Annotated in this window: 20 protein-coding genes and 1 tRNA gene; 15 read left to right on the top strand and 6 right to left on the bottom strand. The window is 64.7% G+C overall.

From position 1 onward, the window contains the following. Positions 1-10: 10 nt before the first annotated feature. Complete coding sequence (locus AB0Y14_RS09450) at positions 11-1,153, bottom strand: 5-(carboxyamino)imidazole ribonucleotide synthase (RefSeq protein ID WP_436589010.1); 1,143 nt, start codon at positions 1,151-1,153, stop codon at positions 11-13. Between the two features lie 269 nt (positions 1,154-1,422). Here AB0Y14_RS09450 and AB0Y14_RS09445 point away from each other — a divergent pair, with 269 nt between their 5' ends. Beyond that, positions 1,423-2,028, top strand: coding sequence for a GtrA family protein (locus AB0Y14_RS09445; RefSeq protein ID WP_436589009.1), 606 nt, complete (start codon positions 1,423-1,425; stop codon positions 2,026-2,028). A 158-nt stretch (positions 2,029-2,186) separates the two neighbouring features. Here AB0Y14_RS09445 and AB0Y14_RS09440 read toward each other — a convergent pair whose 3' ends face one another. After that, positions 2,187-2,963, bottom strand: coding sequence for a TIGR03089 family protein (locus AB0Y14_RS09440; protein WP_436589008.1), 777 nt, complete (start codon positions 2,961-2,963; stop codon positions 2,187-2,189). Positions 2,964-3,141: 178 nt separating this feature from the next. On the opposite strand from AB0Y14_RS09440, the gene AB0Y14_RS09435 reads away from it, so the two are divergent. The 4 genes from AB0Y14_RS09435 (at position 3,142) to AB0Y14_RS09420 (ending at position 6,546) form a co-directional block, all read left to right on the top strand. Beyond that, positions 3,142-3,663 carry a WhiB family transcriptional regulator gene (locus AB0Y14_RS09435; protein ID WP_436589007.1) on the top strand — a complete coding sequence of 174 codons (522 nt, stop codon included), beginning with the start codon at positions 3,142-3,144 and terminating at the stop codon, positions 3,661-3,663. A 47-nt stretch (positions 3,664-3,710) separates the two neighbouring features. Next, positions 3,711-4,043 (top strand): DUF3499 family protein, encoded by a 333-nt coding sequence (locus AB0Y14_RS09430; RefSeq protein ID WP_436589006.1) that lies wholly within the window; start codon positions 3,711-3,713, stop codon positions 4,041-4,043. A gap of 72 nt (positions 4,044-4,115) precedes the next feature. Further along, a complete protein-coding gene (locus AB0Y14_RS09425; protein WP_436589005.1) occupies positions 4,116-5,396 on the top strand; it encodes an Ig-like domain-containing protein in 1,281 nt (426 codons plus the stop codon). Between the two features lie 82 nt (positions 5,397-5,478). After that, entirely contained in the window at positions 5,479-6,546 is a 1,068-nt protein-coding gene (locus AB0Y14_RS09420; RefSeq protein ID WP_436589004.1) for a TIGR01906 family membrane protein, read from the top strand. A gap of 222 nt (positions 6,547-6,768) precedes the next feature. Here AB0Y14_RS09420 and AB0Y14_RS09415 read toward each other — a convergent pair whose 3' ends face one another. Beyond that, a complete protein-coding gene (locus AB0Y14_RS09415) occupies positions 6,769-8,436 on the bottom strand; it encodes a dolichyl-phosphate-mannose--protein mannosyltransferase (RefSeq protein ID WP_436589003.1) in 1,668 nt (555 codons plus the stop codon). A gap of 94 nt (positions 8,437-8,530) precedes the next feature. Here AB0Y14_RS09415 and rsmI point away from each other — a divergent pair, with 94 nt between their 5' ends. From rsmI to rsmA, 3 genes are all read left to right on the top strand, one after another. Continuing rightward, positions 8,531-9,424 (top strand): 16S rRNA (cytidine(1402)-2'-O)-methyltransferase, encoded by an 894-nt coding sequence (gene rsmI, locus AB0Y14_RS09410; RefSeq protein WP_436589002.1) that lies wholly within the window; start codon positions 8,531-8,533, stop codon positions 9,422-9,424. Positions 9,425-9,465: 41 nt separating this feature from the next. Beyond that, entirely contained in the window at positions 9,466-10,536 is a 1,071-nt protein-coding gene (locus AB0Y14_RS09405; protein WP_436589001.1) for a TatD family hydrolase, read from the top strand. 62 nt (positions 10,537-10,598) lie between these two features. Continuing rightward, the gene (gene rsmA / locus AB0Y14_RS09400) at positions 10,599-11,456 is read left to right on the top strand and encodes a 16S rRNA (adenine(1518)-N(6)/adenine(1519)-N(6))-dimethyltransferase RsmA (RefSeq protein ID WP_436589000.1); all 858 of its coding nucleotides are present in this window, start codon (positions 10,599-10,601) and stop codon (positions 11,454-11,456) included. Positions 11,457-11,489: 33 nt separating this feature from the next. Here the strand turns inward: rsmA and AB0Y14_RS09395 are convergent, their stop codons facing one another. Further along, the gene (locus AB0Y14_RS09395; protein WP_436588999.1) at positions 11,490-13,295 is read right to left on the bottom strand and encodes an ABC-F family ATP-binding cassette domain-containing protein; all 1,806 of its coding nucleotides are present in this window, start codon (positions 13,293-13,295) and stop codon (positions 11,490-11,492) included. 97 nt (positions 13,296-13,392) lie between these two features. Between AB0Y14_RS09395 and AB0Y14_RS09390 the strand changes: the two genes are divergently transcribed. The 5 genes from AB0Y14_RS09390 to AB0Y14_RS09370 all read left to right on the top strand — a co-directional run bounded on the left by AB0Y14_RS09390 (position 13,393) and on the right by AB0Y14_RS09370 (position 19,740). After that, a tRNA-Gln gene (locus AB0Y14_RS09390) sits at positions 13,393-13,463 on the top strand. A gap of 51 nt (positions 13,464-13,514) precedes the next feature. Then, positions 13,515-14,990 (top strand): bifunctional UDP-N-acetylglucosamine diphosphorylase/glucosamine-1-phosphate N-acetyltransferase GlmU, encoded by a 1,476-nt coding sequence (gene glmU, locus AB0Y14_RS09385; protein WP_436588998.1) that lies wholly within the window; start codon positions 13,515-13,517, stop codon positions 14,988-14,990. Between the two features lie 5 nt (positions 14,991-14,995). Beyond that, positions 14,996-15,979, top strand: coding sequence for a ribose-phosphate diphosphokinase (locus tag AB0Y14_RS09380; RefSeq protein WP_436588997.1), 984 nt, complete (start codon positions 14,996-14,998; stop codon positions 15,977-15,979). 132 nt (positions 15,980-16,111) lie between these two features. Next, positions 16,112-18,310: a glycosyltransferase family 4 protein gene (locus AB0Y14_RS09375; protein WP_436588996.1), complete on the top strand. Its 2,199-nt coding sequence runs from the start codon at positions 16,112-16,114 to the stop codon at positions 18,308-18,310. A gap of 266 nt (positions 18,311-18,576) precedes the next feature. Continuing rightward, positions 18,577-19,740 carry a glycosyltransferase gene (locus AB0Y14_RS09370; protein ID WP_436588995.1) on the top strand — a complete coding sequence of 388 codons (1,164 nt, stop codon included), beginning with the start codon at positions 18,577-18,579 and terminating at the stop codon, positions 19,738-19,740. A 73-nt stretch (positions 19,741-19,813) separates the two neighbouring features. Here AB0Y14_RS09370 and AB0Y14_RS09365 read toward each other — a convergent pair whose 3' ends face one another. Both AB0Y14_RS09365 and AB0Y14_RS09360 read right to left on the bottom strand, forming a co-directional pair. Beyond that, positions 19,814-20,080, bottom strand: a complete 267-nt coding sequence (locus tag AB0Y14_RS09365) for a hypothetical protein (protein ID WP_436588994.1) — start codon at positions 20,078-20,080, stop codon at positions 19,814-19,816. Beyond that, positions 20,077-20,952: a nucleotidyltransferase family protein gene (locus tag AB0Y14_RS09360; protein ID WP_436588993.1), complete on the bottom strand. Its 876-nt coding sequence runs from the start codon at positions 20,950-20,952 to the stop codon at positions 20,077-20,079. Before AB0Y14_RS09360 ends, AB0Y14_RS09365 begins: the two co-directional genes overlap by 4 nt. A 382-nt stretch (positions 20,953-21,334) precedes the next feature. Between AB0Y14_RS09360 and AB0Y14_RS09355 the strand changes: the two genes are divergently transcribed. Together AB0Y14_RS09355 and AB0Y14_RS09350 are read left to right on the top strand one after the other, a co-directional pair. Continuing rightward, positions 21,335-21,892, top strand: coding sequence for a VanZ family protein (locus AB0Y14_RS09355; protein WP_436589122.1), 558 nt, complete (start codon positions 21,335-21,337; stop codon positions 21,890-21,892). 150 nt (positions 21,893-22,042) lie between these two features. Further along, entirely contained in the window at positions 22,043-22,687 is a 645-nt protein-coding gene (locus AB0Y14_RS09350; RefSeq protein ID WP_436588992.1) for a 50S ribosomal protein L25/general stress protein Ctc, read from the top strand. Positions 22,688-22,774 lie beyond the last annotated feature (87 nt).

The raw sequence follows: 22,774 nt of genomic DNA, 5'->3' as shown, positions 1-22,774 counted from the left end.
CGTTGCGGGTTCAGGCGTTCTTTGCGGCTCCACGGTCTCTGATGACCGCGGCCGCCTCGTTCGCTACACGGCGCAAGCGATCAATGGACTCGGACGGGCCGGTCACGTTGACGTGACCGACCTTGCGGCCGGAGCGAACGGACTTGCCGTAGAGGTGCACCTTGGCCTCGGGATATTCGGACATCACCTCGGGGAAGGCCCCGTACAGGTTCTGGTTCTCGCCTCCCAGGACATTCTTCATCACGGTGGACTCCGCAACGCGGTCCGTGGAGCCGAGGGGCAGATCCAGGACAGCTCGGAGATGTTGCTCGAATTGGCTGGTCACGGAGCCGTCTTGGGTCCAGTGGCCGGAATTGTGGGGGCGCATGGCCAGCTCGTTGATGAGGAAGCCCGGCCCGCGGCCCGGCGTCTCGAACAGCTCAGCGGCCATCACGCCGGTCACGCCGAGCTCCGAGGCTATGGTCAGAGCGGCCTGCCGGGCGGACTCGGCGATGTCCGGGTCGAGGTTCGGCGCCGGAACGATGACCTCGTTGCACACCGAGTCGACCTGAATGGACTCGGCAACGTCCCAGGCCCGGGACTCGCCCTCCGGCCTCCGGGCGACCAGGGCGGACAGTTCGCGGGAGAATTCAACTTTCTCCTCGGCCAGAAGCGCGCCGCCGGTCCATCCGGCCTCGACGGCCTTCTCGAACCATTGGAGGACCTCGGCGGAATCCGTGGACTGCTCGTCCACGAGCATGACTCCTTTGCCGTCGTATCCACCGCGGGGAGTCTTGAGGACCACGGGCCACCCGGCCCGTTGGCCGAAGGCGCGAAGCTCTTCGGGGCTCGTCACGGCCTCCCACAAGGGATTGGGCAGTCCGAGGCGATCGACGGCGCGTCGCATTTCGATCTTGTCCTGCGCGTGGACGAGGGCTTCCGGTTGGGGGTTCACGGCCACGCCGTCGGCCATGAGCGCACGGAGGTGTTGGGTCGGCACGTGTTCGTGATCGAAGGTCAGGACGTCGGACTCCCGCGCGAAGCCGCGTAGCGTCTCGAGGTCTGTGTACTCGCCCACGGGGGAGTCCGGGACGACCTGCGCCGCGCACACCTCAGGAGATTCTGCGAGAACTCGCAGATTTATTCCGAGTTCGCTGGCCTCAGGGGCCATCATGCGGGCCAGTTGCCCACCGCCAACTACACCGACAACAGGAGCTCTACTGGGAGATTTCACCCCTTCAGCGTACCCGGTGATCACCCGACGAGTGACAGTTTTACCGCCATTTGTGCATTCGAATCGGGCAGCACACGGGTAGACTCGCAGACTGGGCCACACGCGCCGCATCCGTGATGCGATGTCTTCGCGGACGGCGCCACTTTGTTCCCGTGCGCCGTGCGAATGACGCGGCGCCTTCCCCTGACCCCGAATCCGTGGAGTAATGAGTGTCGACCGTTGCTGAGAAAGTCCGTGGGCTCTGGGACCTATTCCTCAAAGAGGTTCTGAAGTTCGGGATCGTCGGTGCGCTCGCGTTCGTCGTCAACGCGACCGTGACCCTGCTTCTGATGAACACTTGGTTCCAGGACGAGGGGCACGCCAAGGCCAAGTTCATTGCAGGCGTCGTCGCCACCCTGTTCTCGTGGATCGTGAACCGTCTCTGGACGTTCCGTCACAAGCGCCAGGAAAACAAATTCCGCGAGGCCATCCAATTCGCGGTCGTCAATCTGATCGGGATCGGCGTCGAGTCCGGCTGTGTCATGTTCACCTTCTATGTCCTCGGACTGACGTCCAAGGAAGCCTCCTTCGTCTCGGGGACGATTGTCGGCACGGTGCTCGGAACGATCGTCAGGTACTTCGCCTACCGGTACTGGGTCTATGGCGGGCAGCAGCGCGAGGATATCGACCAGGACCGGGACCACATGACCCGCGAGGAACAGGTCGGCAGATTCGTCACGGAAGCCACGGAAATTGTCACAGGGACCCTCGACGCGGACGAGGTGGTGCGTCGCTCGAAGAGCAGAGGCCCCTCGGACGCATCGCCTGAGGAATAATTCACGACGCTCCACATCCCCGCTGCGGGGGAGAGGCCTCGGGGACCGATGACCGACGCCGCACGGTCCTTCGAGTAGTCAGCCCGTGGCTCCGCCAGGCCATTGCGTTGCCAGCACATCCCGCCGTCAGGCCATCGCGCCGTCAGACCATTGCGCCGTCAGACCGTCGAGACCGCTCGTTCGTCGACCGAGATGCTCGACAAGCTTTCCGCGCTCTTCGCCACCTGGCGATCCACCAGAATCACGGCCTTGCCCGCTGCCATGATGCCGCAGGACCTGGCCAGGACGTCCAGGCCGAGAGGTTCGGCGGACGGGATCACGACGACGCCGTCCGTTTCCTCGCCGAGTCCGCTCGCGCGATCGCACCACGCGGCGACTTCCTCCATCCACTGGCTCAGGGTGACGGCAGTGGTCTGACCGTCCGTCGTCGCCATCCCGATCTCATGGGATCCGGGGACGGTGTCGATCGGGTCGAAAAGATCGCCGAATGATCTGATCTCTGCGCAGTAGTCGATGGCATCGTCGGGCCAATCACCGGTGCCGCGACCGTATCGGGTGGCCAGAGCCGCGCGGTCCATGACCACGGCCACCTCGGCCTGATCGGCGCGCTCGTCGATCTCGAACCCCAACCAGAAGGTGGGCCGGTCGATCTCGGAATCGATGACACAGCCCGCGCGCAATGCGCCCAGAGCGGCCACGATGCTCCGCCAGTGTTGGGTCGCGGCCAGCCGGATGGAATCGCCATGGGTGGCGTCGAGTTCGTCCACGAAGAGGTTCGCGGACTTGGCGATCCAGTTCTCCGTGACCTTCCCAGACAGTTCGACCCGTTCTCCATCTGTTCCGTACCAGATCAGGGCGGGCCTGGGGGAAGAGGCCAGGAGGCGGCTGAAGGTTTCGAGATTTGCGAAATTCTGGGACGCAACGGTACGTGTCATGACGCCGAGTCTAACGACGACGCCCCGAGACCACGACATGCCGCCGTGAGCTGGACAACAACGTTGGTCCTTGACTTTTGAACTGCATTCGAGCTTGACGTCACGGGCTTACACCGTTGTAATTATGAGTGGAATTCTCACGAGTATCGCGCGGCAGGAAGCGCAAGGAAGGACGAGCATGGGCGAAGCACTGCGGCGCCGAGGCACATCACCCGCTTCCGACGAGAAGGGCATCAGTTCTTCCGTTCCGTCCGACTGGTACGTAGATCCTGCCGATTCTGCCGGACGAGGTCAAGGTGCCTCGTCGTCTTTGGATGATCAGGCCACGGCATTCCTCGAGGCGGCAGAACGCAGGGAAGCGGCGCATTCCTCCCCGCGCGAGTCCGATGAGGGCCGTGTGGACCTCTTCTCTTCCGACCCCGACATCCTGAAGATGTGGCAGGCCGCGGCCGGCCAGTACGGAACGGACGATGAAGAGGGCGAGCTCGCGTGGCAGGCAGATGCTCTCTGCGCTCAGACCGATCCCGAAGCGTTTTTCCCTGAGAAGGGAGGCTCGACCCGCGATGCCAAGCGCGTGTGCTCCGAGTGCCCGGTCAGCGAGGCATGCCTTGACTACGCCCTGGCCAAGGACGAGCGTTTCGGAATCTGGGGCGGGCTGTCCGAAAGGGAACGCCGTCGTCTTCGCAAGAGAGCAAGCTGAGCGGCTCACACCGCCCTCACAGCCGGTGAGAGTATTTTTGGGATCCCATGACTGAGAAAATTCGTATGTGCTCGCGCATGATGTGCCGTCGCGAAGCCTCATGTACCTTGACGTATGCGTATTCGCAATCCACCGTGGTCATTGGCCCTCTGGCCACCAGGGTGGAACCGCACGCGTACGACATGTGCACTTTTCACGCGTCCAAATTGACGGCTCCCCGCGGCTGGGACATTGTCCGAGTCGACGGCGAAGGAAGCCCGGTCATGTCCGAGGGAGAGGGCATCACCGAGACGTCTCCGGTCGGAATGGACAATGCCGCCCCGGTGCCGGACAATGTGACAAATCTTCACTTCTTGCGCGGTCTTGGCCCGCGCTCTTAATAGCAAATTGAGGGCCGCGTCGGGGGACGCGGTAGACCGCTCGCGCCGCACGTCGGAAGGAATATTGTAAGAGTGACCGAACCTACTCCAAAGAACCACAGGTCTGGCTCCGGCCGGACCACACAGGACAGAACCGCCCACAGCGATGGGGCGTCCTTCGGTCTTACACGGCGCCGAGCACTCGCAGGAGGCGCCCTGGGTGTCTTCAGCGCAGCGGTACTGAGCGCCTGCTCCGGAAACGATCAGGCGTCCAAGGATTCCTCGGCGAGTGCGTCACCGTCCAAGACCTTCACCCCGCAGGTCACGGTCACCCCGGAGGCCAATGCCAAGGAGGTCAATCCCGTCGTGCCGGTGAGTGTCACGACCGCCGAGGGCAGGATGTCCGAGGTCGAGATCACTGGCGGCAAGGAAGACGTCAAGGGTCACGTGTCGGAGGACGGCAAGACCTGGACCTCGGACGGCGATCTCGAGTTCGATACGAACTACACGATCAAGTACAAGGTCACCGGAGACAAGGGCGAGCACGAGTCGCAGAGTTGTTTCGCGACCGTCGTGGCCGCCAATGAGGCCGACGCCAAGCTCAACGTCCAGGAAGGGAAGACCTACGGCACCGGACAGGTCATCCAATTCGATTTCTCGGAGCCCGTGACCAACAAGGGCGATATCGAGAAGTCCATCACGGTCACCGGGGGCGGGGCCGCACCCGGTCTTTTCCGCTGGTACTCGGACACCATGGTCCGGTATCGCCCGCAGGACCTCTGGGCGCCCAATTCCGAGGTGACCATTGAGGCGAACATTCTGGGGAAGGATCTCGGCAACGGCCAGATCGGCAACCAGAATTATAAGGTGACCTTCAAGATCGGCGAGAAGCACTATGCCTTCGTGGACAACAACACGAAGAGTATGAAGATGTATGTCAACGACAACATGGTGCGAGAAGCGCCGGTGACCTTGGGCAGCAAGGACTGGCCGTCCGTGACCGGCAAGCTGGTCATCCTCGAGCAGGCCAAGAAATACAAGTTCGATGCGAAGACCCTGGGACTCAAGAAGGGCGACGAGCATTGGTACGAGCCCTTCGAAGCGACCAATACCAGTCGCCTGACGAATAGCGGCGCATTCGTTCACCAGGCGGAGCCTTCGGCCTACAATGTGGTCGGTGTCGCCAATATTTCCCACGGCTGTATCGGTCTGCTGCCCGACGATGCCGAATTCTTCTTCGACACCTTCGAGGTCGGAGACATTGTCGAGACCCAGAACACCGACTATGGCCAGGCCAACCCCGACAACGGGTACGGGGACTGGAACATCCCGTGGGAGCACTACACGGATACCAGCTGGCACGGAAACTGGTGACCCCCGGCAGCCAGGGCGCGTGAGGACCAGGGTTCCGAGCGTGTGAAGTCTGCCGACCGCCGCATATCGAGTAAGGAGAAGCATGTCCTCCACGTCCCGGCCCCAGGGAGAAGACACACCGTGGGCGGAGTCTCCCGAACAGGACTGGGACAATCTTCTTCCCGCGGTCTCCCAGGAGGCTGCGACGGATGCTCCCGAGGCACGGCGGTCCTCCGAAAAGCAGGTGGCCCCTGAACAGCAACGGCCCTCTGAACAGCAGGGGGCCGCGGCGGTTCGGAGGAGCGCTGGGTCTACCGGGAGCGAAGACCACCGTGGCAACGGGCCCTTGGAGCCCGGAGGTCATGACGATACGACACGGCAGGGTCGGGCTCAGACTCAACGGGGAACGGAACCCCGGACCAGGACTGCCCGCGACGCGGCGATCGAGGACAAGCCCCGCGCCCTCGGATTGCGCCGAGCTCTGATGACCATCGCGGTTCCGTTGGCTACCCTCATGCTCGGCGTCCGTGCGATCGCGACCCCGGCCTTCCTGTGGTTCGAGTACCATCGGCCGGGATTTCCGAAGGACTCCTTCGGGTTCTCGACCGACGACCGGATGACCTACGGGTCCTACGGGCTGGAATACGTTCTCAATGCGGCGCCGAGCCGTTACCTCGGCGACCTGACGACGTCGGACGGTCAGTCAATCTTCACCCCGGCTGAGGTCTCGCACATGACGGACGTCAAGCACGTGATGTTGTGGGCCATGGTCGGCGTCGTCCTGTTCTGCCTCGTTGCCCTGGTGGGAATGAAGGGCCTCAGGCGCCGTGCCCCAGGGGCGATCCGCAAGAGCATTTTCTGGGGCGCCTGGTTGACACTGGCCGTGCTCGTGGTTCTCGGAATCTTCGGGGCGTTGGGCTGGCAAGCCTTGTTCACGGGCTTCCACGAGGTCTTCTTCTCCGGAGGCAACTGGGCATTCCGGGAGTCGGACAGTCTCATCCGATTGTTCCCCGAGCAGTTCTGGGTCGACGCCGCCGTGGGGATCGCGATCTTCGGCGTCGTGGTCAGTGCCGTGCTGCTCATCAGCACGTGGCCCACGGCCTACCGGCGCCAGCGCGCGCTCAAGTCCGTCCACGACCGGCAGGAGATCCGCGACCGCTTGAGCCGCTGACTCACCACCTTCTTCGGCCGGCTCGCCGATGCGCGGACACGAAGGACCTGGGCTCCCCACGGGGTTCCGCGCGGCGCAGGATGCACAAAATTGCCACTTCGAGGCGAGATGCCCGACGCTCCGCGCCCGCCGGCCCGCCCGCCTGACGCTCCGCGCCCGCCGGCCCGCCTGACGCTCCGCGCCCGCCGGCCCGCCCGACGCTCCGTGCGAGCCGGGTGCCCGCTAGATCCAGGCGTCGAACCACATGCGCCACCGCCAGTGCTCGTACGGAATCATCTGCCCGCTCCAGATGGGCCAGAAGAAGTTCGTGATGAGCAGCGCCGCGACGAGGAACGTCCCGACCACGACCAGCCCGAGACGGCGTCGCCGCACCGTGTCCCCGGGCCTGCCGAGGCCGAGACCCAGGACGGCTGTCAGACCCAGAATCATCCAGGGCAGGAATGACAAGGCATAGAAGTAGAACGTGGTGCGATCCGGATACGCGAACCATGGAAGGTAGCCGACGGCGAAGACCATGAAGATCGCACCCATGCGCCAGTCCTTCTTGATGATCCACCAGATCAGAACGAAGAGCATGGAGGCGGCGGCCGCCCACCAGATCAGGGGGTTGCCCACGTTCAGGATGGCCTCCGAGCAGCGCGAGGCAGCGCAGCCGGCTTGGCCGGAATCGTAGGACTCGTAATAGTAGGACGTCGGGCGCCCGAGGATGAGCCACTGCCACGCCGGGGACATATACGTGTGAGGCGAATCCAAATGCGTGTGGAAACTGTAGGCCTGCCCGTGGTATTCCCACAGGCTGCGCAATGCAGGAGGCAACCAGGTCACGCCCTCGCCCGGGTGTTCTTCGGCCCAGTGCCGGTCGTAGGCGTCGTTGGAAACGAACCATCCCGTCCAGGTGACCAGGTACGTGACGAGTCCGATGCCCAGGACCGAGAGGGCGGCGGGCCACGAATCCTTGAGCAATGCGCCGGTGAACCATCCGCGTATCCCGACGACGCGTCGTGCGGACACGTCCCACAGGACCGTCAGGATACCGAACACGGCCACGAAGAACAGGGCGTTCCATTTCACTCCCACGGCCGCGCCGCAGGCGACTCCGGCGGCGATGCGCCACCACCTGATCCCGAGCCAGGGGCCGTAAGCAAGGAACCGTGAGGAGGGGGCACCGGAAGGGCCATGGCCTCCGGCACGACTGACCGCATGCGCGAGCTTGCGTCGGGTCGATATGCGGTCGGCCACCAAGAACGCGAAGGCCAGGACAAGCCAGAACATCAGGAAGATGTCCAACAGGGCCAGGCGGGACTGGACGATGTGGAGCCCGTCGATGGCCATCAGGAACCCGGCGATACTCGCCAGGGTGATCGACCGGAACATCATCCACGCGACCCACATGAGTAGGCCAATGGAGAGCGTTCCGAAGAGTGCGGCCGCGAACCTCCACCCAAAGGGGTTGTCATCGCCGAAAAGCATCATTCCGAGGGCGATCATCCATTTGCCCAGGGGAGGATGCACCGCATACTCGGCCATCGCCGAGGGGCGGACGGGGTCGCCCGAGAGGAACGAGGCATTTGCGTCCCTGGGCCATTGGCGCTCGTGGCCGAAATGCAGCAACGAGTAGCCGTCCTTGGCGTAATAGGTCTCGTCGAAGGCCATGGCATTCGGGTGTGCGAGGCCCACGATCCGCAGAAGAGCGGCCAGGATCAGGACGACGGCGGGCGCAACCCACCAGTACCGGGGCAGATGGACAGGAGCCACCCGGAGCCGATCGAGAAGAGCATCGAGGCGGAACGCACCGCGTGGGAACACCGGGTCGCGGTCGCCGTGACGGTGCGCGGAAGCGGTGGATCCGGGGTCCGTGGTCACTGAATCGGTGTTTCTCACCCGACCCATGGTACGGGAGCAACCCCAGGAAAGGAGGACTCCACGACGAGGCCCGGCAGGCGCCGGCCACTCGCCGCGGCCGCGTATTGGCTAGTCTGGACGGGTGAACACGAAACCGGAAGTCTCCGAAACGTCCCCGAGCACATCCGACGCAGGGATCCTCGTTCTGGCCGCCACGCCCATCGGCAATCTCAAGGATGCCAGCGAGCGACTCAAGGAGTACCTGACCAGTGCCGATGTCATTGCTGTGGAGGACACCCGCAAGCTCCGCAAGCTCACGAGCGGGTTGGGAGTGAGTGTCCGCGGCCGAGTCGTCACCAACCACGACCACAACGAGCAGCGTCGTGCCGAGGAGCTCGTCGACGCCGTCCGTTCAGGGCAGACGGTTCTTCTCATGTCGGATGCCGGGATGCCCACCGTCTCCGACCCGGGATTTCGGGTGGTGGAAAGAGCCGTCGAAGAAGGCCTGACGGTCTCCTGTGCCCCTGGGCCTTCGGCCGTCCTCTCCGCGCTCGCGGTCTCGGGCCTGCCCTCGGACCGTTTTGCGTTCGAAGGTTTCGTTCCCCGCAAGGTGTCCGAGCGCCGGGCTCGGTTGGCCGAACTGATCGGCGAACGCCGAACCATGGTCTTCTACGAGGCGCCGCATCGGCTCGCCCCCATGCTGGGCGCGCTGGTCGAGAGCTTCGGGGACGAGCGCCGCGGCGTCGTCGCCCGAGAACTGACCAAACTGCATGAGGAAGTCATCCGTGGAAGCCTGGGCGAGTTGTTCATGTGGGCCGACCACCACCAGGTGCGAGGCGAGATCGCTGTGGTCGTCGAGGGTGCCCCGGAACCCGAGGCCGAGAGCGCCGAATCGTTGACCGACGAGGCAGAACAGCTCGTGGCCGACGGCGTTCGTCTCAAGGAGGCCGTGAACCAGATCGCGGCCACCCACCAGGTCAGCAAGCGAGAACTCTACGAGGCCGTGCTGGCTCGCCGCGCCGAGGACGACGCCTGAGGCCCCCTCCCCATCCTCAATCACCAGGAGCAACACCACCCATGTGCACGCATGCCAATCCCACGTGGCACGATCTCGCGCCCGACGCGAAGGAGCTGATCAGATCCCTCTGGCCGGAGCCGAGCGCACGCCCCAAATTCGTTCCGGGGGAGACTCCACCGGCCTACGAGGCCGAACGGTACACGGGTATCGCCGATGAGGCATCGGGGGAAGGCACGCGACGTCGGAGCGCCTCGGGGGACGACGGTCGCTCCCGAAACCTGATTTTTCCTCCGGCCCCAGAGCCCCTGCCTTCCCCGGTCGTGGACGATCACACCCATATGGATCTGCTCGACGGCGAGGTCGAGATCTCCGCGCTGGACGCCCTGGACACCGGGGCGGCGGCGGGTATCGGTGCCATCGTGCAGGTCGGTTGCGACCTGAAATCCTCGGCATACGCGGTCACGGCCGCGGAGAGCGACCCCCGTGTGCTCGCTGCAGTCGCGATCCACCCGAACGAGGCTCCCGGGTTGGCGGCCCAGGGCAGGCTCGGCGACGCCCTGGGCACGTTGGAGGACATGGCGGGATCGACCAGAGTCCGCGCCATCGGCGAATCCGGGTTGGACTATTTCCGTACCGACGAGGACGGACGCGACGCCCAGCGGGAGAGCTTCAGGCTCCACATCCGGCTCGCCAAGAAGCTGGGCCTGGCCCTGCAGATCCACGACCGGGATGCGCACGATGACGTCGTCGCGATCCTTCGAGAGGAAGGAGCCCCGGACCGGACCGTTTTCCATTGCTATTCCGGAGGCCCGGACCTCGCCGAGATCTGCAACCGGAACGGGTGGTACATGTCCTTCTCCGGAACCGTGACGTTCAAGAACTCGCGCGGGATCCAGGAATCCTTGGAGATGGCCCGGCCGGAACTCGTCCTGGCCGAGACGGATGCTCCTTTCCTGACCCCACACCCATACAGGGGCCGACCGAATGCTTCCTACATGACCAATTACACGGTGAGGTACATGGCCGAGCGTCGGGGAGACGATCTGGCCGCCCTGTGCGACCGCATTCGCGAGAATTCCCTGGACGTCTACGGATCCTGGGGCATTCCCGGCTTTGGCAGGGACCGCTGAGCTCCCGACGGCGAAGCCCGGGAACCGATGACCCGCGACGGGGCACCTGTAGAATCCTTCGGGTGAACGAAACAGCTCTCCTGGGTGCCTCCGAGATCCGCGACCTCGCGGACCGGGCCGGTATCCGCCCGACCAAGACTCTCGGCCAGAACTTCGTGATCGACCCGAACACGATCCGAAGGATCATCGCGACCGCCGAGATCGGTCCGGAGGAGACCGTGCTCGAGGTCGGCCCCGGGCTCGGTTCGCTGACTCTGGGCATCCTCGACGTTGCCGAACGCGTGGTCGCCGTCGAAATCGATCCGCCGTTGGCCGCGCAGTTGCCGGACACGGTCGCCCGCTACCGCCCCGAGAGCGCGAACCGGCTCGACGTCGTCCTCGCCGATGCGCTGAAGGTCCGAGAGCTGCCCATGGTCCCGGACGCTGTCGTGGCGAATCTTCCGTACAACGTTGCCGTGCCGGTGCTGCTGAACCTGCTCGATCGATTTCCGTCGATACGGCACGGACTCGTGATGGTCCAGGACGAAGTTGCTGACCGGCTCGCTGCTCAACCGGGTTCCAAGATCTACGGTGTTCCCTCGGTCAAGGCCGCGTGGTACGCCAGCGTGCGAAAAGCGGGAATCATCGGGACGAACGTCTTCTGGCCCGCCCCCAAGATCCGTTCCGGCCTCGTCTCGTTCACCCGCCGTGCGGAGCCCCTGGCCGACGTCGACCGGACCGTCCTCTTCGCCGCGATCGACGCCGCCTTCGCCCAGCGTCGCAAGACGCTTCGGGCCGCGCTCGCGGGCTGGGCCGGATCTTCGGAGCGTTCGGGCGAGATTCTGGAGGCCGCCGGCATCGACCCCGGACTGCGAGGGGAAAAGCTGGGCATCGAGGAATTCATCCGGATCGCCCAGGCCGCGGAATCCCCCTCGATATGATTCTCTGTTCGAGGCAGAGGACCGGCCTTCAGATCAGCCGACGATGTCGGATAGCTCGAGCCAGCGCATCTCCAGCTCGTCGACCTCGTCCTGGATCTCCTGGGCGCGCCGCCCGAAGTCGGCGAGTCCTTCGTAATCCGACTGGTCGTGTGCGGCCATTTGTTCGTGGAGTTCCTTCTTCGACTCGCTGAGGCGCGCCAGCTTCCGGTCGATGGCCTTCATCTCCTTCTGTGCCTCCCGGATCTCGGCACCGGACCGGGCGGGCGCGGTCGTGGCGGAGGAAGAGGCAACCGGTGTGGGCTTCTCACGGTGTCTGGACTCGGCCTGCTCCTGCTCCCGCAAGTACTGGTCGATGCCGCCCGGCATGTGTCGGAACGAACCGTCCATGACAGCGAACTGTTGATCGGTCACGCGCTCCATGAGGTATCGGTCGTGGGAGACGACCAGGAGCGTTCCCGGCCAGGTGTCCAGGAGGTCCTCCATCGCGGCGAGCATATCGGTGTCCAAGTCATTGGACGGCTCGTCCAGGATCAGCACGTTCGGCTCGTCAAGCAGGATCAGCAGGAGTTGCAACCGACGCTTCTGGCCGCCGGACAGATCGCGAACGGGCGTCGAGAGCTGGGCATTCGTGAACCCCAACCGTTCGAGCAACTGCCCCGGCGTCATTTCCTTGCCATCCGCGACGTAGCTCGTGCGCTTGCGCCCGATCACGTCCGAGACCCTGTCGTTCTGGATTTCCTTCAGCTCGTCCAGCTGCTGGGTCAGAGTGGCGACCCGGACGGTCTTTCCGTGCTTCACCCGACCCGATGAGGGTGCGACGTCGCCCGTCACGAGCCCCAGCAGAGTCGACTTGCCGGCACCGTTGACCCCGAGGATCCCCGTACGCTCGCCCGGGGCGATGAGCCACGTGACATGGTCCAGCACGGGCTTCTCCTCACCGGAGGGGAGGGGGTAGGAGACCGAGACGTCCTCGATGTCCACCACGTCCTTGCCCAGACGCGACACGGCCATCTGGGAGAGCTTCACGGTGTCCCGGACCGGCGGGACGTCGTCGATGAGCTCGTTCGCGGCATCGATGCGGAACTTGGGCTTGGAGGTGCGGGCCGGTGCGCCGCGGCGGAGCCAGGCGAGCTCCTTGCGCATCAGGTTCTGCCTCTTGGCCTCGGCGGCCGCGGCCTGGCGGTCGCGTTCGACGCGTTGCAGGATGTACGCGGCGTAACCGCCCTCGAAGGGCTCGACGACGCCGTCATGCACCTCCCAGGTTTCGGTGCAGATCTCGTCGAGGAACCACCGATCGTGCGTCACGGTCAGCAATCCACCCTGAGACTTCGGCCACCTGTTCTTCAGGTGGCCCGCGAGCCAGGTGATGGCGCCGACGTCCAGGTGGTTCGTGGGCTCGTCCAGCATCAGGACGTCCCAGTCGCCCACGAGCAGTTCCGCGAGTGCCACGCGGCGGCGTTGTCCGCCGGACAAGGAATTGACGGGTGCATCCCAGTCGAGGTCCTGTACGAGACCGGAGATGATGTCGCGGATCCTGGAGTTGGAGGCCCACTCGTATTCGGGGGTGTCGCCGACGAGGGCGTAACCGACCGAGTGGTCATCATTGAGGACGTCGGACTGATCCAGGTAGCCGATGCGGACGCCGGACCGCACCGTGACTCGGCCGGAGTCCGGCTGGATGCGTTGGGCCAGCAGGGACAGGAGAGTGGATTTGCCGTCTCCGTTCTTTCCGACGACGCCGATGCGGTCGCCTTCGGACACGCCGACCGTGACTCCCTCGAATACGGTCCGGGTGGGAAATTCGATGTGAAGCGCTTCGCCTCCAAGTAGATGTGCCACGGTGTTAAGCCTACGTGCTCCCTGACTCGCGCGAAGAACCGCGCGCATGCTTTGATACGATAGAAAACCGTTCGAGGGGCCGCGCCCCAGGGAACAATCCGCCTTGGTGTAATGGCAGCACAGCGGCCTTTGGAGCCGTTTGTCTAGGTTCGAATCCTAGAGGCGGAACGAGTTGGCGCATCCGCGCCGGCAGCCTCCACAACAAGGAGTCCACTTCTCTTGACCTCTGGTATTCAGGAAGCGCCCTCAGCGGTCATCGTTCTGGCCGCCGGTGCCGGCACTCGTATGAAGTCCTCGTTGCCCAAGGTGATGCACTCGATCGGCGGCAGGTCCATGGTCGAACACGCGATCGCCACCGCCCGTGAACTCCAGCCGGACCACCTCGCCGTGGTCGTCCGGCACCAAAGGGACCGTGTCGTTGAACACGTGACCGGATTCGACGAGAACGTGCTCGTGGTGGACCAGGACGAAATCCCCGGGACGGGCCGGGCGGTCGAGGTCGCCGTCGATGCCCTGGACGGCTTGGGCCAGGGCGAGATCGAGGGCACCGTCGTCGTGACCTACGGCGACGTCCCCCTCCTGACCTCGTCGACTATCGGCGATTTGACCACGTACCACCGCGAACAGGGCAATGCCGTGACGGTCCTGACCGCGAACCTGGAGGAACCAGGTGGCTACGGCCGCATCCTGCGCAACGAGGGCGGCGAAGTGACCGCGATCGTCGAGGCGAAGGACGCGACCCCGGAAGAATTGGCCATCACCGAGGTCAACTCGGGGATCTACGCTTTCGATGCCGCCGCGCTCCGGGAGTCCCTCAAGGCGGTCACCACGGAGAACGCTCAGGCCGAGAAGTACCTGACCGATGTCCTCTCCATCGCCCGCGTCAACGGACGCCGCACCTCCGCCCTGACGGTCGAGGATCGTTGGGAGGTCGAAGGAGCGAACGACCGCGTGCAGCTCTCGGAACTGGGGCGCGTCCTCAACCAACGCATCACCGAGAAGCACATGCGCAACGGCGTCACGATCGTGGACCCCGCAACCACCTGGATTGATACCACCGTGCAAATCTCCAATGACGTCACGATCCTTCCCGGGACGCAATTGCACGGGCAGACCGTCATCGAAACGGGGGCCACCGTGGGCCCGGACACCACTCTGACCGACGTCGTGATCGGCGAGGACGCCAGCGTGGTCCGGACACACGGCTCGGGCGCACGGATCGGTGCACGGGCGAATGTCGGTCCCTTCGCGTACCTCCGGCCGGGGACAGTCCTCGGAGAAGAGGGCAAGATCGGCACGTTCTGCGAGACCAAGAACGCCGACATCGGTGACGGCTCCAAGATTCCGCACCTGACCTACGCCGGTGACGTCGAGATCGGCGAGAACTCGAACATCGGTGCGGCTTCGGTGTTCGTCAACTACGACGGCGTCAACAAGCACCGCAGCGTCATCGGGTCCAACGTCCGCATGGGATCCGACAACATGTACGTGGCCCCTCTCCATGTGGGTGACGGTGCATACTCGGGTGCCGGAACGGTGATCCGCAAGGACGTCCCGCCGGGCGCCCTGGTCGTCAACGAAGCTCCCCAGCGCAATGTCGAGGGCTGGGTCGAAAAGAAGCGTGCAGGCACACCGGCGGCGGAAGCCGCGCGGAAAGCGCGCGACACCGATGCGAACAGCAGCGAGGAAGGCTAGAGCCCATGACCCAGACCATGACGAACCCAGGAGAAAAGAAGCTCGTCCTGGTGACGGGAAGGGCGCACCCCGATCTTGCGGAGTCCGTGGCCGACGAGCTCGGATGCGACCTTCTTCCCGCGTCGGCCTATGACTTCGCCAATGGTGAGACCTACGTCAGGTTCGAGGATTCCGTGCGGGGCGCGGACTGCTTCGTGATGCAGTCCCATCCGGCACCGATCAACCAGTGGCTCATGGAGCAGATCATCATGATCGATGCTCTCAAGAGGGCTTCGGCCCGCAGGATCACGGTCATCGCTCCGTTCTATCCGTACGCTCGCCAGGACAAGAAGCACAAGGGTCGCGAGCCGATTTCGGCCCGCCTGATCGCCGACCTCTACAAAACCGCAGGCGCGGACCGCATCATGAGCGTGGACCTGCACACGGCCCAGATCCAGGGCTTCTTCGACGGCCCGGTCGATCACCTCATGGCGATCCCGCTGCTGGTCGGATACGTCAAGACGCGTGTGGACCTCAACAACGTCACCGTGGTCTCCCCGGATACCGGCCGTGTTCGTGTGGCCGAGCAATGGTCGGAGATGCTGGGTGGGGCGCCACTGGCCTTCGTGCACAAGACACGGGATATTTCGGTGCCGAACCAGGCCATGTCCAAGACGGTCGTCGGAGACATCGAGGGCCGCTCGTGCGTGCTGATCGATGACATGATCGACACCGGCGGAACCATCTCGGGCGCCGTGAAGGTCCTGCAGGACGCCGGGGCCAAGGACGTCATCATCGCAGCGACGCACCCCGTCTTTTCCGGCCCCGCCTGCGAACGTCTCGAGAACTCGGGCGCCAACGAAGTCGTGGTGACCAATACGCTCCCCGTGCCGGAGGAGCGCCAGTTCGAAAACCTCACGGTGCTCTCGATCGCGCCGATGATCGCGCGCGCCATCAAGGAGGTCTTCGAGGACGGCTCGGTCACGAGCCTGTTCGGCGGCGTCGGCTAGGAAACTCGACCGGTGTCACGGGATATGGGCCCGTTCCGCCGGTACTGATCATGTGATGGTGGGGAACATGCACAACGAGTGTGTCCACGGGGGATCTGGGCACGGGGGAGCGGCCTTTGACCGGCCGGAGCCATGGCCGTAGGCGTGCCGCGGGCCCTGTGGATTGTTCCCGTACCGGAGTACGGGGGAGTGGCCAGGCACGTGCTCGACGTCGCCCGGGTGGGTCTGCCGGGATGGGACGTCACGGTGCTGTGCCCCGAGGGGGAGCTGGCAGCCCGCCTGCGCAATCAGGGGGCGCACGTCATCACCGGCGCATTCGGTCCCCGAGCCGGCGTCCTCCGTTCGGCGCGAACTCTGCGCCGCATCGTCCGTGGCCTCCGGCCTCAGGTCGTCCACTCTCACCTCGCCTATGCCGACGTCGTCGCCGCGGCCGTGATCGGCGGGATGAAGATCGCCGCGGTCATGCCCGGGGTCCCTCCTGCGCCGGCACTCGTGTCCACCGAACACGGCATAGCGCCCGGGGACACGACCTATCGGACGTCGGTCCGGCGGGCACGCATCATGAACCTGCTCCACACTGCCAGACTGCGTGTCACCGATGGGGCGATCGCGGTCTCCGCATCGACTCGTCGCCTCATGGCCGACACATGGCGGGCGCGTCACGTTCGGGTGGTGCGCAACGGCGTCGACGTCGCCTCGGTCCGTGAGGCCGTGGACCGCGAGCGCGCTCGGACCCCGCGCGCCCGCGGACCCCGATATCTGACGCTGTCCAGGCTCGCACCTGAGAAAAGGATCGACGCCGTGATCCGGGCCTTCGCGGTCGTCGCGGCCCAGGAACCCACCGCGGTGCTTCGCATCGCGGGAGAGGGGCCGGCCAAGGACGACCTGGTGGCACTGACCCAGGACCTCGGCTTGGATAGATCTGTCGACTTCATGAGGTTTGTCGAGCCCGAGCATGCGCTGGCCTGGACGGATGTGCTGGTGCAGGTCTCCGAATGGGAGAACTGCTCCTACACCCTTCTGGATGCGGTGGCGGCCGGGGTGGCCGTCGTCGCGACCGACGTCGGGGGCAACCGCGAGATCCTCGACGACGACGCCCTGATCCCGCCCGATATCGTCAGCGACGCGTCTGCCGATCAGGGGTGGCTGCTTCCGGACGCTCTGCCCCGGACCGCGGTGTCCCGTGATGACCGCCCCGCATCGGTCCACGAGATGGTGAGCGGAATCGTCGCCGCCTACCCGGCCCGGAGCCGGGCGGAGGCCATGACGAGGAACCGGGCATCCGGCCGGCGTCTCTTTCTTGCGACGAATAACGGCGATATTTCCGGTGGAGAGACCATGTTGTTCCACATGGCCCGGGCGGCACGCGACCAGGGTCGCGAGGTCGTCGTCGTGGCGCCGACCTTCCCGCGCGATGTCCTGGACCGTGCCGTGCGAGAAGGATTCCCCGTGCACGGGATTACGGCGCGGAATCGCGTGCAGTACATGCGGGGTCTCGCGAAATTCGGACTGACGCATCGACTCGACCGGATCTGGTGCAACGGTCTGGTGCCCTCGTTCGCGCTCTCAGGTCACCCCCGACGGATTGTGCACCTGCACCAGGTCCCGCTCCGCATCCATCTGCCGCTGTGCGCAATCGCGAAAGTGGGGGCAACGATGTGTCTCACGCCGTCGCCCTACATGTCGGAACGCGTGCCCGGGAGCCGGATTTTCGACAACTGGGTACCGGAGGTGTCGTGCCGCGAGCGACGTCCTCGTGCGGACGGGACGATCCGGGTCGGTCACATCGGGCGAATCAGCCCGCGCAAGGGAGTGGTGACATTGGCGGATGCCTGCGTGCGGCTCATGGAAGAAGGGAATGACCTGGAACTGCACCTCGCGGGCGGCCAGCGACACGTGAGATGGGGCGAGGTGGTCGCAGTCGAAAGGGCGCTCGCGCGCGTACCCCGGAACAGACTGCATCGCACCGGAAATGTCCCGGTCGAGGAGTTCTTCGACCGCGTCGACCTTCTGGTCTGCGGCTCGGAGCTTCCGGAAGCATTCGGCCCCGTGGCGGCCGAGGCCATGAGCGCGGGCCTTCCCGTGGTCGTCAGTGACGCCGGAAGTCTGCCGGGCGTGGTGGGGGAGAGTCACCCATGGATTTTTGCCGCGGGCAACGTCGATTCTCTCGCCGAGACCCTGCGCCGCGCGATTCACGCGCTTACGGCCTCCGACGAATCCTTCCCGGCCATGATCGCGGCCGGCCGTGAACGGTGGCGTCGAAAGTATTCACCGGAGGCTGCCGCGGTCCGGATGCGCCAGGTCCTCGACGACCTTGACGCACTCGGCTGAAGTCGCTGCGTCGGGAGACACGATGAACCCCTTGACCACCGCTCGGTCGTCATCGCATGGGGGAGCGGATCGGCTCGCCACGCGCGCCGCACATCACCTCGCGGGAGGCTACGAGGTGAGGTACAAAAGATACGGTTGGGAGGACATGTGCACGGGATGCCGGCTGATCGGAAAGGGAGCCGCCGCTCGTCCCGGTCCGGAACTGACTGTGAGCTTCGCCGGAACGCTGCACCCCGCCGCACACGCCGAAATTTCTAGGAGTATCGATGTATCGCACCATGGCACGTGTGGCCGAACATCTGATGCCCGGAAGTCGGAATCCGGACTGTCCGCTGGCCATAGCCCACGATTACCTGACCCAACGCGGCGGAGCCGAACGTGTGGTTCTGGCCCTGCATCGGATCTTTCCCGAGGCTCCGATCTACACGACGCTCTACGACCCTGAGGCCACTTTCCCGGAGTTCAGGGACGCGGACATCCGAACCTCGGCGCTGAACAAGATCGGACTGCTCCGGAGGAATCACAGACTCGCGTTGCCGTTGCTGCCTCTGGTCTCGACGCTGTTCCGTGTGCCAGCCCGTCTCACCATGGTCTCCTCGACGGGGTGGGCGCACGGATTCAGAGCCACCGGCAGAATGGTGGTGTACTGCCACAGTCCGGCCCGGTGGTTGTACCTGAGCGACCAGTACATGGGGGAGGGTGCGGCGGCAAGGGCCGTCGGATTGTTTCTGAGAGTCCTGAAACCGTCGCTCATCAGATGGGACAAGTGGGCAGCGCGACGACTCGACCAGCCGTATATCGCCAACTCGACGGTGGTGCGAGACCGTATCCGGGCGGCCTACGGCGTGGTCGCCCCCGTTGTTCACCCGCCGCAGAGCGTGGACTCCCAAGAAGCCCAGACTCCGGTTCCGGGATTCGACGCCGAGGACGGCGGATTTTTCCTGGTCGTTTCGCGATTGCTTCCGTACAAGAATGTCCACCGCGTCATCGAGGCGGTCCGGGGCACCCACCATCGTCTGGTCGTGGTCGGCACGGGGCCTCTTGAACAGGAGCTCCGCTCGCGTGCCCCGGCAAATGTTCGGATGCTCCACAACCTTGACGACGCCCAGATGCGGTGGTGCTATGCGCATTGTTCGGCCGTGGTCGCGGTGTCCCACGAGGATTTCGGAATAGCGCCCCTGGAAGGTGCCGCCTTCGGCAAACCGACCATTGCACTGCGGGCCGGCGGTTTTCTGGATACGGTCGGGTCGGGGGAGACGGGCGCCTTCGTGGACTCTCCGACGCCGGCCGGCATCCGACGAGCCCTGGACCAGTTCGACCCCTCCCGTTTCGACGGCGAGGTACTGCGTCAGCACGCAGAAGAATTCGGCCAGGCGCGGTTCGAGGAGCAACTCCGGTCAATTCTGAGAGACCTCGGCGAGGAGGTCTAGCTCCCATTGTCGGGGCATCAGGGCCGTCCATGCGAATGCTGTGGCGCCGAAGCGATGGCTTCCGCCGGCGCCTTCACTCGCTGAGGTACCCTCCGGCCTCCAGTTTGCGGAACAAACGCTCCGACTCGGGGCGAATATCGGCTTTGGAAACCTCGTAGAGGGCCGACATTTCTTGGATGCTCTCTTCAAGGCTCCTTCCGTCCGCCCAGGACAACCACAGGTCGATCGCTGTGCCGGACAATTGGAGCGGTTGGTGGTCCGGAACCCGGGCGACGAGGCAGTGCGGCCCGTCCGGTCCGTTCGCGAGCACCCAGGCCACGTCGTCCGAAATCCGGGTCATTGGCTTCCTCGTCCTTTCGAACCCCCCAGGCCCCCACGCACACGATGCCCGATGTCGGCGCCCGCCCGACGCATGCGGCGCACCCATTCCGCGACCATGTCGGCACGGGACGGCCGGCGCCCGAGCCGCATCGACAAATGGTCCTTGTTCACCAGCAACGACGAAGCGGCAACCCGTGCCTTGGCGCGGAGCGTACGTGCCGCCGCGTACCGGGCAATCCATTCGTCGATCCTGGAACCTCCCACAGTCATGTACTTCCACAGCAAGTAGTCCGGGTGGTTCCTGTACTCCTCAAGTTCCCCCAACGAGGCGGCCAGCGCGATCTCCGCGCCGAACTCGGCGGCCCTGCGTCGCATCCGCTCCAGGTCGCGTGCTGACAGGACCCTGCGCAAGTACTCTATGTCCTGGGTCCCGCGCCACCCATCCCGACCCGCGTGAAGCATGATCAGCAGAATCTGGTCGGCGTCGGAGGGGACGGTGCACGGGTAATGGGCTATGGGCAGAGACTGCCGCTCGGCCCACAGGCGATCGAAGTTGTCCTCGGCGTGGACATCCATGCCGGGAAAATAGCGATGGATGTCCACCGCTCCCCACCACGGGTGGCGGAAGGTTGCCGCGTGCTGGAAAGCCGACCCGGACGAAAAATCTGCCACTTGTTCCCATCCGCCCGCGACCAACCGATGCGTGAAGGTATCGACGTGGCTCGGGCGTACCAGGATGTCCGCATCGGTGCTGTGTCGATTGCTGCGGTAGAAGCCTTCCGTCGCGGCATACCCCTTGACGTGCAGGATATCGGCTCCGCACGCGTTCGCGACGGCCTGCAGGCTGGCGTGAGCGAGGCGGATGCGGCCACCCAATTCGACGGCGTCCATGATCCCCTCGGCCCTAGGAACTGCGGCCGGTCAGGACACTCGCACCGGGGCCTGGGCGTCGGCCTGTTTCTTGGCCCCGTGCAAGGGCGGCTCGAAGCGAACCGGTACAGCGCAAAAGAATGTTTGCACTGGTCAGCCTAATAAATCTCGATATTGTCATGTGATTCCTCAAGGGTAGCCCCATCTGCCCAGAAGGGATTTCGCGCGGTACATCCGAAATAGGGAGTCGAGCAGAATCCTGAACGATTCTCGGGAACCGGGAATTGGCGATACCAAATCTAGCACCGCAACGGGGGAACACGTGCGCTCATCTGCACTCCTGGCGTCGAACAGGCGGGATATCGGTCACGGCGACGTGCTGCGTACCGTCCGCAGATCCGCGATGACCGTGCTGGCTGGGCTCCTGATGATCGCGGCATGGTGCTTCTTCTGGCCCGACGGGTCTCTCATCGGAGGGATACTGGTGAGCATCTGGTCGTGGTTGACGCCGACACCGTGGCTCCACGACCACATCGGGCCCAGGGTCGTGGAACAGGGGATGAATGCCGCGGTCTTCGTGCCGTTGACCGCGTGCCTTGTTCTGGCATTTCCGCACTTTCGAATCTGGGTGTGGTGGATTCTCTCGGCGCTCTGCTCCTGTTCGATCGAATTGTTCCAGCTGCTCTTTCTTCCGGGGCGTGTGTTCGATCCCGTCGACGCCGTATTCAATTCGATCGGGGGCATTCTCGGATCAATTCTGGGCCTGATGCTGCTGCGTCGAATTCTTCGGGCACGCGCCCGTGGGGACTCTCGAAGGGCACCTGTTCTGGGAGGGCGTCGTCGAAGAGTCCCAGGCAACGGGTTTCGTGCCGCGAGCCGATCGCATCGCGCCCAGGAGACACGTGAGGTACGTTGCGGGATCCCGGGCTTGCCCGGAAGCCGGGGAAGACCGCATAATTGAACGGCATGCCAAGGCGAGGGAGGAATGATCCTCCGTAATCGACGATGGCTGGTCTGCGAAACACCGTGGGAGATATCCCGTCCGGAACCGCGCCAGTTCCAATCAACTTGGCGCACATCAGAACCGTTCCGATACGAAAGGTGATTCAGCATGGCTGATCGCACAAAGATCTCCGCGGAAAACCGCAACGAATTCGGCAAGGGCGCTGCCCGCCGCATCCGCCGCGAGAGCAAGATCCCCGCCGTGATTTACGGTCACGGGGAAGACCCCATCCACATCGTCCTTCCGGGGCACGCGACCATGATGGCCGCGCGTAACCCCAACGCTGTCCTTTCCCTGAACATCGAGGGCAAGAGCCACCTCGCCATGATCAAGGACATCCAGCGCCACGCGATTCGTCCGGAGATCTACCACGTCGACCTGCTGACCGTTCGTCGCGGTGAGCGCGTTGAGGTCGAGATCCCCGTCACCGTCGAGGGCGAGGTCGCGCCGGGCAACCTCTGGACCCAGCCCGAGCAGGTCGTCGTCGTCGACGCCGACGCTCTGGATGTTCCCGAGGAAGTCCTCGTGTCGATCGACGGCCGTTCCGACGGCGAGCACGTGACCGCCGCCGATCTCCTTCTTCCCGAGGGTGTCAACCTCGTCTCCGAGGAAGACCTGATCATCGTGAACGTCTCCCAGGAGGTCGAGCAGGACCTCGGCGAAGAGACCGACGAAGAAGCCGAGGGCGAGGAAGCCGAAGAGGGAGCCTCCGAGGACAACTCCTCCGAGGATTCCGACGAGGACAGCGAGTAACACTCGCCGAAACCTCGCGAAAGGCCCGTCGATGCGCATCGACGGGCCTTTCCCTTGTCCGTTGCCCGTGAGCGAATCATCGCCACC

Origin of the sequence: Rothia sp. HC945 (genome assembly GCF_051370785.1) — a bacterium.
GTDB lineage: Bacteria > Actinomycetota > Actinomycetes > Actinomycetales > Micrococcaceae > Rothia.
The sequence above is the reverse complement of the archived record's forward strand: the minus strand, read 5'-3'. Positions and strand labels throughout refer to the sequence as shown.

Bases quoted from the DNA above. Each gene is read 5' to 3' on its own strand.
- AB0Y14_RS09450 (WP_436589010.1), bottom strand. From the start codon at position 1,153: ATGATGGCCCCTGAGGCCAGCGAACTCGGAATAAATCTGCGAGTTCTC.
- AB0Y14_RS09440 (WP_436589008.1), bottom strand. From the start codon at position 2,963: ATGACACGTACCGTTGCGTCCCAGAATTTCGCAAATCTCGAAACCTTC.
- AB0Y14_RS09435 (WP_436589007.1), top strand. From the start codon at position 3,142: ATGGGCGAAGCACTGCGGCGCCGAGGCACATCACCCGCTTCCGACGAG.
- AB0Y14_RS09430 (WP_436589006.1), top strand. From the start codon at position 3,711: ATGACTGAGAAAATTCGTATGTGCTCGCGCATGATGTGCCGTCGCGAA.
- AB0Y14_RS09420 (WP_436589004.1), top strand. From the start codon at position 5,479: ATGTCCTCCACGTCCCGGCCCCAGGGAGAAGACACACCGTGGGCGGAG.
- AB0Y14_RS09415 (WP_436589003.1), bottom strand. From the start codon at position 8,436: ATGGGTCGGGTGAGAAACACCGATTCAGTGACCACGGACCCCGGATCC.
- AB0Y14_RS09405 (WP_436589001.1), top strand. From the start codon at position 9,466: ATGTGCACGCATGCCAATCCCACGTGGCACGATCTCGCGCCCGACGCG.
- AB0Y14_RS09380 (WP_436588997.1), top strand. From the start codon at position 14,996: ATGACCCAGACCATGACGAACCCAGGAGAAAAGAAGCTCGTCCTGGTG.
- AB0Y14_RS09375 (WP_436588996.1), top strand. From the start codon at position 16,112: ATGGCCGTAGGCGTGCCGCGGGCCCTGTGGATTGTTCCCGTACCGGAG.
- AB0Y14_RS09370 (WP_436588995.1), top strand. From the start codon at position 18,577: ATGTATCGCACCATGGCACGTGTGGCCGAACATCTGATGCCCGGAAGT.
- AB0Y14_RS09365 (WP_436588994.1), bottom strand. From the start codon at position 20,080: ATGACCCGGATTTCGGACGACGTGGCCTGGGTGCTCGCGAACGGACCG.
- AB0Y14_RS09360 (WP_436588993.1), bottom strand. From the start codon at position 20,952: ATGGACGCCGTCGAATTGGGTGGCCGCATCCGCCTCGCTCACGCCAGC.
- AB0Y14_RS09355 (WP_436589122.1), top strand. From the start codon at position 21,335: ATGACCGTGCTGGCTGGGCTCCTGATGATCGCGGCATGGTGCTTCTTC.
- AB0Y14_RS09350 (WP_436588992.1), top strand. From the start codon at position 22,043: ATGGCTGATCGCACAAAGATCTCCGCGGAAAACCGCAACGAATTCGGC.